The sequence below is a fragment of the Butyricimonas faecalis genome, from assembly GCF_003991565.1.
In the GTDB taxonomy this organism is placed as follows: Bacteria; Bacteroidota; Bacteroidia; order Bacteroidales; family Marinifilaceae; genus Butyricimonas; species Butyricimonas faecalis.
Genome location: NZ_CP032819.1, coordinates 4,024,975 through 4,038,104, shown reverse-complemented (window position 1 = coordinate 4,038,104; position 13,130 = coordinate 4,024,975). Strand labels below are relative to the sequence as shown.

General features: G+C 39.4%; 9 protein-coding genes. 3 read left to right on the top strand and 6 right to left on the bottom strand.

Translation table 11 applies throughout. The features are described from left to right. Nucleotides 1-142: 142 nt before the first annotated feature. The 6 genes from D8S85_RS17335 to D8S85_RS17310 all read right to left on the bottom strand — a co-directional run bounded on the left by D8S85_RS17335 (nt 143) and on the right by D8S85_RS17310 (nt 9,658). Entirely contained in the window at nt 143-1,792 is a 1,650-nt protein-coding gene (locus D8S85_RS17335; RefSeq protein WP_106481554.1) for a PKD-like family lipoprotein, read from the bottom strand. A 17-nt stretch (nt 1,793-1,809) separates the two neighbouring features. Next, nucleotides 1,810-2,571, bottom strand: a complete 762-nt coding sequence (locus D8S85_RS17330; RefSeq protein WP_106481553.1) for a DUF4843 domain-containing protein — start codon at nt 2,569-2,571, stop codon at nt 1,810-1,812. 12 nt (nt 2,572-2,583) lie between these two features. Next, nucleotides 2,584-4,110, bottom strand: coding sequence for a RagB/SusD family nutrient uptake outer membrane protein (locus D8S85_RS17325; protein WP_106481552.1), 1,527 nt, complete (start codon nt 4,108-4,110; stop codon nt 2,584-2,586). A 12-nt stretch (nt 4,111-4,122) separates the two neighbouring features. Then, on the bottom strand, nt 4,123-7,554 hold the full coding sequence (locus tag D8S85_RS17320) for a SusC/RagA family TonB-linked outer membrane protein (protein WP_106481551.1): 3,432 nt from the start codon (nt 7,552-7,554) through the stop codon (nt 4,123-4,125). Nucleotides 7,555-7,822: 268 nt separating this feature from the next. Next, nucleotides 7,823-8,992 (bottom strand): FecR family protein, encoded by a 1,170-nt coding sequence (locus D8S85_RS17315; protein WP_106481550.1) that lies wholly within the window; start codon nt 8,990-8,992, stop codon nt 7,823-7,825. Nucleotides 8,993-9,103: 111 nt separating this feature from the next. Further along, nucleotides 9,104-9,658, bottom strand: coding sequence for an RNA polymerase sigma-70 factor (locus D8S85_RS17310; RefSeq protein ID WP_127075428.1), 555 nt, complete (start codon nt 9,656-9,658; stop codon nt 9,104-9,106). A gap of 464 nt (nt 9,659-10,122) precedes the next feature. On the opposite strand from D8S85_RS17310, the gene D8S85_RS17305 reads away from it, so the two are divergent. The 3 genes from D8S85_RS17305 (at nt 10,123) to D8S85_RS17295 (ending at nt 13,103) form a co-directional block, all read left to right on the top strand. Then, nucleotides 10,123-10,815: an iron-sulfur cluster assembly scaffold protein gene (locus D8S85_RS17305; RefSeq protein WP_027201981.1), complete on the top strand. Its 693-nt coding sequence runs from the start codon at nt 10,123-10,125 to the stop codon at nt 10,813-10,815. Between the two features lie 82 nt (nt 10,816-10,897). After that, nucleotides 10,898-11,896, top strand: a complete 999-nt coding sequence (locus D8S85_RS17300; RefSeq protein WP_106481547.1) for a GGGtGRT protein — start codon at nt 10,898-10,900, stop codon at nt 11,894-11,896. Nucleotides 11,897-12,626: 730 nt separating this feature from the next. Then, nucleotides 12,627-13,103 carry a fibronectin type III domain-containing protein gene (locus tag D8S85_RS17295; RefSeq protein ID WP_106481546.1) on the top strand — a complete coding sequence of 159 codons (477 nt, stop codon included), beginning with the start codon at nt 12,627-12,629 and terminating at the stop codon, nt 13,101-13,103. Nucleotides 13,104-13,130: the final 27 nt, after the last annotated feature.

Genomic DNA, 13,130 nt, shown 5'->3' with positions numbered 1-13,130 from the left:
AACAGAGGAGGAACTGGTACTTCTTTCCAAAGCAAAGAGTCAACCCAACTCTCCCTCTGTTTATAGAGGGAGTACCCCGAAGGGGGGAGGGAGTTTGAATGTGGAGTTTTCACACACCCCCTTATCTCAAATACAATAAATTCTAATTCAAATATCCGTCGAAATTTCCACCACTACCATATTTATGGATCATATCTACAATATCTATAATTTCAGGATCCAATTGTTTCAAATTTTCTTCGTAAATCTTTTTAACGGTAAATGCGTCTGCCTCGTAATTAACCTCCAACACTAGGAATGTCCCATTTGTCAACAACACTCCTAAATGAATATACATACACCCCTCCTCATTAGCCATAGAATTACCAAAATAACGAGCTTTCACAGACACAATGTCCGCAGATGCAGAAAAAATCTCTTTACTATTCTGCTGAGGTTCATTCCAGTCCATCGCCGTTCCATACAATTTATTTCCAGAAGCAACGAACAACCATTCCCAATTACCGTAATACCCGTACACAAAAGCAGCATCTTTGAAATTAGTAAACATTTCTGCTGCCAACTCTCCCGTTTCAGAACTCTCTACTTTCACGTCATCTCCCGTAGTATAACGGTATGGAAAATCCAAAGCGTACTTATGCCATAGATATTTGCCATCGCGTTCGATAAGTGACAAAAAGTAATCATCCGTATTTACTAAAACATGTTTGATGTACCTTCCTGTGAAATTATTAAACAACGACATATCAAATGTTCCCGCCGAATTATTGATCAAACGCGCTCTCGAACCGATACTATTCAAAGGATCAACGAGTCCATTACTATTATACTTTTCCGATCCGTTATCTATCAATGCCCACATGGTGTTGGTTTCATCAATAGCGAGAAAGAATTTCGGGGCATAATATCCTCCAGATTTCATCACCTCAACCAATGTTTTGTATTTTGCTCCATTGAAAGCCGGATCATCAGAATAACGCCCTGAATGCAGATCACTCGTCACTCTTGCAACAGAATAATACAAAAGATTGTCCTCCGTCTGCAACCACTTGCTACTCCAACTTAAAGCAGCATCCTTTATCTTTTGTCTAGGAGCTTCTCCTGTAAATTCATTTAATGGATTTCCCGTAAAATCCAATTCATAACCACCCAATTCAATCGGGCCGCTTTCTTGCAGAACCATAATTTCAGAAGTCAACGGAACATTAGAATTCTCCTGATAAGCAAATTCCTCTACAAGCTTAATAGGCCCAGAACCTAACGATTCACCTAAATTGGTGTAAAAACCGGTGTAAACTAAAGAATCTCTTGTTCTTTGATAGTTACCATTCATATAAGTAACAGACATTTTTCTTCCTGCCAACAACGATAAACGGGAATTTCCCGAAGCGGTACGACTAAGGAATAACCACCCCAATTTATACTGAGGCGCTACCCGGAATTCGGTTTCTGCCGGGAATGATACCCCAGTTTTTTTATCTGTTGCCAAAAAAGTCAATTTATAATCCCCGTATTCCGTTGCCTTAAAAGTATAAGAAGGCCCCGTTGCCACCTCGGTATCACCCAATATCCAATGACCTTCCACATCCGGATTCAAAGAATCTATCGACAACCGGACTTCCGGTGTTAGTGTCACAGACTCCCCAGGAAACAGACTATACACTTGCTCAATCCCTGTAATTTTCCATTTATCATCAAAGTTATTTATATCACGATAATCCGTGTTTGTTTTGTCATCCAAGCAGGCTCCTGCTACAAACAAAACCAATATCAAAAATAAAATACGTTTCATATTCTTACCATTTTATATTAACCGGCAACAGGAACTTGCATCACTTGATGATTATCTTCATCCCACATCGGAGCTGCCCCCGAAGCGATATTCTCCGGATCATTATTAAAATCTTCTAGCCAATATTTCAGTCGTAAAGCATATTTTTTGATCATCACCATATCATCTCCCTCCAATGAAGCATTATCTTCTGCCAAACGATCCAAAAACAATTGATACTTTTTCTCAGAGTAGGCTCCCAAATATACCTCTTCTACAATATTATAAGGATTATAGGCAGTATTATCATTACGACTCCACCATTCCGGTATTTCCAATCTATCAGAAACATAAAATTTCGCTATTCGGTAAGCATATTCCCCTTGCTTAACACGATCGGTTTCATTAATGCGCAAAAACAAACGATAACTGCGGTTCTTTAAATCATCGAAATTATTGAAAAATTTAATCTCAATTGTGTCAACTTCCTGCCCAGAGGCAAATTCACATTTCGTTGGCAATTCATAAGCGGTTTCTGGCAATGTGGTCGAATCAGGATATGCAGAAACAGTAAACTCTCGAGACTCAGTCAACCAATGTCCACGAACCCGAACCGGAACTTTTACTACAATTTCTCCACTCGGGTAAGTTTTAAAACTATAGATCATGCTATCTGCTGAAGCATTTTTCGTGAATGAAATATAAACTAGATCTCCCGAAAACATTTCTATTCCCTTTTCAGAACAAGCCCCAAAAACGAATAGAACCAATATAATCGACAATGTAAATACTTTTTTCATTTCAATACTCTTTTAGTTCAAATTAGTCTCAGAATCTGGTATCGGTAAAATTACATGTTCAGCATCTATCGGAATGACATTTCCTGCTCTCACAGCGGGAATACTTTCTTTTAAACGCTTGTACATAAAAAAGATTTGTCCCTCTCCCAACCACTCTCTCCGGGCGTCATTTACCAGTACGGACATGAAATTACTCTCATCGGCATTATCCAAATTTAACATAGAAGCATCTGAAGCCCGTAAACCGCGGCCTGATTTCACTTTACGAAGATATTCCTTAGCTTCTTCCAAATTACTCTTGTAAATAGCCTCTGCTGCAATATAGTACACCTCACTCATACGTACCATCGGAATCAAATAATTATTAATTTTAGCCTGAGTACGATCTTCATTGTCATACTTTTCATACTTTGTAAAACGGTACTCCGTCCCGTTTCCGTAATCATACATCCAATGCTTGTAGCGTAGATCATTACATCCGGACGATGTTATATCACCTTGGAAATAGTTATCTTTAACATTTGCCACCCGTATATAGTAATGGTAATATGAATCAGGATTTGTCAATTCATTAATAGCATTAACATACTCTATTAAATCCAGTGACTCTACCCCCCAAAGGATATCGGAATAAAATTTCTTATCTCCGTATCTCGTTTGGTCATAAAACCTGAAAGCATTTGTCTTATTTTGGTAATCAATAATCTCTTTTGCATACACGTACGCCTTTTCTGGCTTTTGAGCATATAAACAAGCTCTAGCCAAAATAGCCGTAGCAGCGTAATAATTCAATCGATAACCTCTTTTATAATCAACAAAGAGAGACTCTCTCAAGGTATTATTCTCAAAACGCAAACTAACATTGAATGTTCTACCCGAATCTGCCTTCCAAAGTAAAGCCCGAGCATCTTCCAAGTCTTGAATAATAAGATTCAAACAACTATCTGCAGTCAAACGCTTGGAAACATACGAGGGATACTCTGAAATATAAGGAATATATACGTTATTTTTTTCTGTTTCCATCGTAAGAGAGGCTGCAAAAAGACGTACCATATCTAATTGTATTGCAGCACGAAGAGCCAAAGCTTCTCCCCAAATTTCACTCTTTTCTCTTTCCTTGTAATAAAACTTCTCCGGATCTTCATTCGCAATATTCTGAACTAAATTATTACAATTGGCAACGATTTTATAAGAATTTTCCCACATCGTTTCGATTGCAGGCTTCAATTGATAATGTTCCCATGCATAATTGGTTGCGCCATAGCTCAACCATCCTGCTGAAGCAGAAGTCGTGTTATCAAAATCAAAACATTGACCCAAAGCATCAACAATACCCCATGTCAATTCCCGACCATACAAACTCTGGTCTGACAAACCATAATAAATTCCATTCAACAAGTGGTGATATCCATTTCCTGTCGCAAACAGATCTTTTTCGTCTATTTCATCTTGTGGCTTTACATCCAACCACCCATCACAAGAAATTGTGACCAGTGATATCAATAATAAAAATAACAATAACAATTTATATTTTCTCATCGCATCTAATTTTTAAAACGTTGCCCGTAACGAAAAATTCACACTCCGTGCAAACGGATAACTTGTACCGCGTTCTTGTCTTACTGTAGAAATCCGGAAAAGATCATTTGAACTAAGTTCAAAACGCAATCTCTGCAAACAAAGTTTCTTAACGAAATTTGTGTCAAAATCATAACTTAACGTAAGAGCACTTAAAGACAACTCATTGTCATCCTGCACAAAACGAGAAGTCGGCATTGTCACCGATTTGATATCTTTGATATCCTTTAATGGAGCTATATCCCCCGGTTTTTGCCAACGATCTGTCAACACACGACGATCAACATTGCTATACTGTACATCGGCATTTTCAACCTCATTAACTAAAGTTTCATTATAAGCCTGTTTTCCCCAATCATAACTGAATGAAGCAAACAAAGATAAATTCTTGTAAACAAGATTCACACCGAAAGATCCACTTGCCTTGGGTTCGGTATCTCCTACACGTACCTCCTGCAAAGCATTCCATGTATTGGAAATAGAGCCATCTCTATTCAAGAACAACTCTTTTCCCGTCACTGGATCAATACCTAAAGAACGAACAGCAAAAATAGAAGTCAAAGAAGCCCCCTCTTCATATTTCATGATCGGCTTGGAATATTCCGCATTCCATAGAGGACTATTCCCATCCTGACGATCTTCTGCTTCTCCGTAATAATCATTTACTTGCTCGTTATAAGCTCGCAAAGCATCAGATACCTTCAATATCTTATTCGTGTTATGGTTCAAATTACCCCATAAAGAAACACTCCAGTCTTTAGTTTTATAAACATCAAAACGTACTTGGATATCAAACCCCTCATTTAATGTCTCTCCCATGTTATCTTTATAAGAGGTAAAACCGGAAGAAGAAGGTAAAGTAACATCCGTGATCAAATCTATTGTTTTGTTATGGTAATAATCAAAGTTCAACGAAATTCTTTCGTTCCAGAATTGCAAATCTGTACCAATATTCAATTTATTGGTAGTCTCCCATTTCAGATCCGTATTCCCTAGAGCTTTTAAGTTTACCCCAAATCCGGTCACATACCAACGGTCATAAGTTTGAAAAACAGTCTTAGCTGCATAAGACGGGAAATTAACCTTACCCGTTTGACCGTATGAAACACGTAGTTTTAATTGACCAATCCAAGCATTATCTTTCAAGAAGCCGTAATTGTGAATATTGATACCCACACCTCCGGACCAGAAAGGGGCCCATTTTTGATCGGAGCCAAACTCAGAAGAACCATCAAAACGAATAGACAAGTCTGCCAAATAAATATCATTCCACGTATAATTAGCACTCAATAAGAACCCCAACAAACGACGAACGCTCTCTGTTTTAGTCGGTTTACGGTAAATCTCGGCAGCATAATTAGGAGAATGAAACTCCCCGGATGGGAACCCTCTATAATGTGAGGAAGTTGACTCCGTCTTGGTTGACATTGCATTAATCGTTGCAGAAGCATTTAAATTATGCAAGCCGAATGCTTTCGTAAAATAAACAGCAAACTGCGTATCCCATTTTGTCATATCACCCCGATCCACATAAAGATCACCTAACAACGTTGTATTTGTAGAACTGCTAGAACTCGTCAAAGCCGTAGCATTAGATGATTTCGGATCAATAAAACGCTCTCCATTGCTTGTGGATTTTGTTACAGCAAATTGCCCTTTAAACGTGAACGCGTCGGAAAAGAACCATTGAAACATAAATTGATCAATAAACTCATCCGTTTTGTCAAAGTCATAATTATTCAACTCAGCCTCGTACAAAGGGTTATTCAAAAAGCTACCGGACCCCTTAGCCTGTGAAAACTCAAGCTCTTTCACCAAAACACCATTTTTATCATAAGGACGGTCATACGGTTGCAAGTGCGCGTAATCGGAAAAACTACCGTAAGGAGATTCCGTCGCATCTGTATAAGTATAGGTAATTTTATTTAACACCTGCAATTTATCTCTCAAACGCCAATCCACAGTAAAACCGAGATCCACATTTTCACGATAAGATCCCTTCATAACTCCATTATTTCCCGTGTAACCCAACTCCAAATTATAACGCAAATCCGAATTACCACCCTCAATAGAAAGACTGTGTTTATGGTTTACAGCATTACGCAAAGGAATAGCCATCCAATCGGTATTCACACCCTCTTCGACTCGAACCAATCTCTTATTGTACGCCAATTCTGCATCATAAATGTTATTGAAGTAGTCCGTAGTATATATACCAGCTCTTCTTTCTATATCCAACTTCTCTCTGGCATTAGACAAATTATAATCTGACAAATCAGGCATAGACAACGTTCCCGTTAAATTATATGAAATCGTAACCTCTCCCGGCTTCGGAGATCTCGTCGTGATTACAATTACACCATTAGCCGCACGAGAACCATACATGGCCGTAGCGGCTGCATCTTTCAAAATATTGATTGTTTCTACCCGATTGGGGTCCATGTCATACACTTTCTGTACACTAACCTCAAAACCATCCATGATAAAAGTCGGAAGATTAGGATTGTTTTCCAAAGCAGATTTAGATAATACATCTTGTTCCAGAGCCTTGACTCCTATACCGGAACGTCCTCGAATATACATCTCTGGAACCATATTCGGATCGGACCCCCACTGATTGCTTCTTTGGATACGAAAAGAAGGATCAAACGACTGTAAAGCTTGAATCACGTTTGTCGCAGAAGCTTTTAGCAACTGGTCTCTTTTCACGGTAACCGAACTACCTGTAAAACTCTCTTTTCTAATATTCCCATATCCCGTCACAACCACTTCATCCAAGTTCTCCGTGTCAGGTTCCATCCGAATTGAAATTTCCTTACTTAAATCTTTCACCTTGCCTACATTCAGTTCATGTGATTTCATCCCCACGAAAGTGAAAACCAAAATCATCGTGTCCCGTTTCGGTAATTCAATTTTGAATTTTCCATCAATATCCGTAACGATTCCAACTGTAGTACCTTTCAAAAGAACAGTTACACCAGGAAGCATTTCTCCCTTCTCATCAACGACCTTTCCTTTTACGGTTATTTTTTTAACTTCTTCTTTCTTTTCGTCATCCGGAGTAATTACGATCAGATTGTCGACAATCTTAAAGCTATACTTCGTTCCCGCCAAACAAACCCTCAAAACTTCTTGTACCGAAGCGTTCGTGAATGAACGGGTAATTCCCGTGATTCCTTTGATTTCCTCATCGTTATACAGGAATTCGTAATTCGTCTTCTGTTTTAAAACACGCAAGACTTCACTTAAAGACTGTTGCTCAAACTGAACAGTAATGCTCTGTTGGCTAAAAGCATTTCCACTCGAAAACGCAAAGTGTGTAAATAGCAACAAAATCATCATTAGCTTGCAGCCTAATGACAATTTGGTAACTCTAGTCACCCAGTTTTTAATTCTACTTCTCATTGATAATTTATTTAGGTCATTTTTGCACACATCTTCTCGGACATCCCGGCAAATCCACGTGAATTTGCCTTCAGTCCAAGCAATTGATGTTTATTAAAACTTAAAAATTCAAACATCACACCACTCTCAATGAAATTATTTTTCATTGTTTGAGACACATCGTTTTGTTTTGGAGAAAAATCGTGTATATTTGTGTAATCCCTTTGGGGTTTATTTTAGTACACATTTTTTGTAAAGCCGGAGTTGCAGCTTCGGCTTTACTATTTTATTACTTCTCCATTACTATCACTGTTTTACCTTCTACATCAAACTTTATATTTGTTGTTAAACTTAATAATTCCAACACATCCGCAATCTTGGCATAACGAGGCAAATACCCGGTAAAATGATAATTCCTGACAGACTCGTTCATGTAAAACACATCTATCGCGTACCAACGAGAAAGTTTTGTCATAATCTCCTGAATACTTTCACTCTGGAACCGGAAATTATCGAACATCCAAGTCGTGTACACTTCAACATCCACTTCTTTCACGTTCACCTCTCCGTTTTTTATAATTGCCTGTTGACCGGGATTCAAAATCGTCTGTTTCCCATCCATATCAATTTCGACCTTACCGGTAGCCAACGTCGTTTTAGACGTTTCATCACCCTCGTAGCTATTCACATTAAACGAAGTCCCCAAAACCTTCACCGCGTAATCCTTACATTGCACGACAAAAGGCTTGGATGGATTTTTAGTTACCTCGAAATAAGCCTCCCCTGACAGATACACCAAACGTTGCTCACTACTAGCAAAACTTTCCGGGAAACGAAGCTCCGTTTGCGCGTTCAAATACACCCGAGTTCCATCTCCCAGCACAATCTGGTACTCTCCCCCTCTTGGAATCTCGACTTTATTATATTTTATCTCTCTCTCACCTTCCTCCAACTGTCGATCGATAAAAACAACCTCTTTTCCATTATTTTCCGCCAAAGAAGTAATTAAATCCACCTGATGCAATGAATCCAAATGATAAACATCCCCTGATGCAACCGTCAATTTAGCCATGGAACGCCCCGGGGTAATCTCTTCCACCTTGACAACCGGAACCACAGTAGTCGCCTCTTCCCTCAACAAGAAAGCAATTGCCACTCCAAAAATAATCACGACAGAAACTGCAACTCGATACACCCTCGTCAAACGTTTTCTTCTTCTCCGAGCCGCTTTTTGTTGCACAACTTGCCATGCCCCGCCTGCATCATAAGACAATATTTTTTGAATATCTTCATATTGCATCTTTTCATCCTGAATCCGGGCAAAAAGAGTCTTATGAGAATCAGACTCCTCCAGCCAAACTTTTAGCTTGCGTTGCCCTTCTTCATCTACTTCATCCCGCAAATAAGCCAATATTATCGCGGCAATGTCATACAGATATGTGTTATTAATATTTTTCATACACTATTATTACACGACCCTACCCCAAAAGGATTAAACGGGATTGCACTTTTTTTCAAAAAAAATACAATTCACATCTTACTCCTAATTTTCACACACCACCGTTATCCCTCAGAACAAGGGATTTAACAACATTAATAAAGGGAAAATATCTTTCAAATTTTCTCTTAAAATCCTTTTCCCGCGAGCCTTTTGTGTTTTTACGGTATTAACACTCACCCCAAATTCTTGCGCGACACGTTCATTATCCAGCCCTTGAAAATAACAAAGCTGAAAAACCTTCCGGCACTCCTCCGGTAATTTTTCAACAGCAGCGGCCAATTCCCGATGGATTTCAGTCAAAATAATACTTTCCTCAAAATTTTCAGTTTGTTCCTCATGAGCCAATGAAGCAATATATCGATCTTGCGAACGAGCACCGCGGATATAATTCAAACAAGAGTTTCGAATAGATAAATACAAGAAATTCTTTAAATGGACTTCGGACTGGAAAAGCATTTTCTTCTCCAGCAGAGTGATAAAAACATCCTGCACAAGATCCTCTATCACCTCCTCGTTTTTCAAAAACTGGGAAGCAAAATAACAAAGAGAACCGTAATACTCTTTAAATATCACCTCAATATTATTAACTTGACCTTGTACACCAGCAATCTCACGCTTTTCCATCTTATCAATTTTATTGCCGAAATAAAAACTAATAAAGGAATTAAATTCAATGACACCACACCACCCAACAATATTTAATAAAAAATAAATAATGTCAACTAATTATTGTCCACGTGTTACTAAATCCCGTATTATTTTAGGAATATCCGTGTTATCCAAACATCCATTATTACGGGTTAATTTATCCAGAGACACTTTCTGATTTTTCAACACCCGAAAACTCAACTGATACGAGCCCGTCCCAAGAACGATCCCTCCTGTCTCGTGACTTGGCTGTGACCATGATCAACATCTCATCCAGATGTTTCAAATAATACACTATACTACAACATCTTGACATGCAAACGTATGCACGATTTTATGTTTTACAAGATGTTTTTTATCCAAAACAAATGTGTTAATTTTGCCCGGCTTAAAAACAAAGGCAAGGTATTTAACAATATATCAACAAAAAAACAAAAACAATGATTTACTCACATGAAGTACAACACATGTGTGTTGTGAAAAAAGGGCCGAATCACGGTCCGGCACCCATTCCTGAAGAAGGGAAATGGGTTCGTTCCAAAGAAATCAAAGACATTTCTGGATTAACTCATGGCATCGGTTGGTGTGCCCCGCAACAAGGAGCTTGCAAGCTAACCCTTAACATCAAGGACGGAATCATCGAAGAGGCATTAATCGAAACGATCGGTTGCTCCGGGATGACACACTCCGCGGCTATGGCTTCTGAAATTCTACCGGGCAAAACCTTATTGGAAGCCCTAAATACGGACCTTGTTTGCGATGCAATCAACACGGCCATGCGCGAACTCTTCCTACAAATCGTTTACGGGCGGAGTCAAAGCGCTTTCTCTGAAGGCGGACTTCCCATCGGGGCCAGCCTCGAAGACTTGGGTAAAGGCATGCGGAGCCAAGTAGGAACCATGTTCGGGACCAAAGCCAAAGGAACCCGCTACCTTGAAATGGCCGAAGGATACGTAACCCGTATGGGACTTGACGAAGACGGAGAAGTTATCGGTTACGAATTCATCCACTTGGGCAAATTCACCGATATGTTGAAAAAAGGTATTGATCCCAAGGAAGCCGTCGAAAAAGCAACCGGATCATACGGTCGTTTCGCGGATGCAGTAAAATACATCGATCCGCGTCAAGAATAAACTAATTATAAATTGCAAATTTTAGATTTCAAAAGTTACAACTCAAATCTAAAATCTGAAATCATTAAATCTAAAATGAATTATGGCTTTATTTGAAAGTTACGACCGTCGGATTAATCAAATCAACGCGGTTCTAAATAATTACGGAATAAAAGACATCGAAGAGGCAAAAACAATTTGTGATGCCAAAGGGATCGACCCGTACAAAATGTGTAAAGACATTCAACCCATCGCGTTCGAAAACGCAGCTTGGGCTTATGTAGTCGGTGCAGCTATCGCAATTAAAAAAGGATGTAAAAAAGCAGCCGAAGCAGCAGAGGCCATCGGTGAAGGCTTGCAGTCATTCTGTATCCCGGGATCCGTTGCCGCCGATCGTAAAGTGGGTTTAGGTCACGGTAACTTGGCAGCCATGCTACTCCGTGAAGAGACTAAATGTTTTGCCTTCCTTGCCGGACACGAATCTTTCGCCGCGGCAGAAGGAGCAATCGGTATTGCAAAATCAGCCAACAAAGTACGCCAACAACCGTTGAAAGTGATCTTGAACGGCTTGGGTAAAGACGCGGCCATGATCATCTCCCGTATCAATGGCTTCACGTACGTGCAAACCGAATTCGATTACTATACCGGAGAATTGAAAATCGTAAAAGAAAAAGCATACTCTAACGGAGAACGCGCCCAAGTAAGATGCTACGGGGCTGACGACGTTCGGGAAGGTGTAGCTATCATGCGTCACGAGGGTGTCGATGTTTCCATTACCGGAAACTCAACCAACCCGACCCGCTTCCAACACCCGGTTGCCGGAACATACAAAAAAGAGTGCATGGAAACCGGAAGAAAATACTTCTCAGTAGCCTCCGGCGGTGGTACCGGACGTACCCTTCACCCGGACAACATGGCAGCCGGACCCGCCAGCTACGGATTCACCGACACGCTTGGCCGTATGCACGGTGACGCTCAATTCGCGGGTTCCTCCTCCGTTCCCGCACACGTGGAAATGATGGGATTCCTCGGGATGGGTAACAACCCGATGGTTGGAGCTACCGTTGCCGTGGCTGTTGCTATCGAGGAAGCAATGAAATAAAATTCAAACATCACTTCATAAAAAATCCAGGATTTTAGTCCTGGATTTTTTTATTCTTCAACCACTCTTTTATACTTCCATCGCCGACGCGACCACGGCCAATACGCAGGTTCCACTCGAATAAAACGTTCCAACATCCGGATATGCATTCGAGTCGTCATCCAATACATCACGGACAAAGGTAAAAAGGCTGTTAGCAGAACAGCACGTTCAACTCGACGGCTCCAGAAAACTTCTTACACGGATAAGTCCCTTTTCACTCTCAATTAACACCAAAATCCATCATCACAAGCAGACCATTACCTGATGAATACCGTCATGAACCTTATAGATACCTTATAGAAACCTTATATGAACCTTATATATAATAAGGTTCATAAAGTATTCTTATAATATAAGAAAAATATATACTACGCTATTCATCCAGTGGTGATCACCTATTCACCATAAAATCAATACAAACCTCCTATAAACTTCCCATTTATCTGTACTCCATAAAACTAAGCCTCTCGACGATTGTTGTTTTAAATCGACGAGAGGCCTAGAATTTTCCTATTTCAACCTAGATTACTTCTTGAATATTTTTTCGTGCCCTGATTTTGGGGTACGCAAAGTATCTGGTTTAAAAAATAGCTTACCCGAAATTTATATTAAAAAATAGTTGTACATTTAATTCTTTTTGAGGTAGGTCGTGTATATATTATATATAAACTTTTAATACCTATTAATTATGAACACTATTAAAAAGATTTTAGTTTTACTGATGGGTTTATTCTTTAGTATAACTTTGTTTGCAGATGAGTGCAAAATTAAAGTGACTGTCAGACCTCCTGTAGATGATGGAGGAGCCCCCATCACTGGTTATTACATTGAGCAAATGAACACCACGATTGGAAAATGGGTTAAGGTCAGTAACTGGGCTTTCAAACCTTATCCCACTTCTGTATATACTATTGTTGGAGATTTTCAACGTGTTAGGTATGGATTTCGTGTAATTGCAGTTAATAAATATGGAGAATCCGAGCCATCTGAACCCGATTATGCCGACCTGGATAAGGACACGTATTGGGAAGTATACTTATTCTGTAAAAATGGAGCATCTAAGACAAGAGTGAAACAATCAAGTACTACACCATTTAAAATCCCTAACATTTTTGACTCCAATACCCAATCTACTGTTCAAGTCCCTTTTAGACTTGAAGAATAAGAATTAAATTCTCGTTTGCGTAAAGGA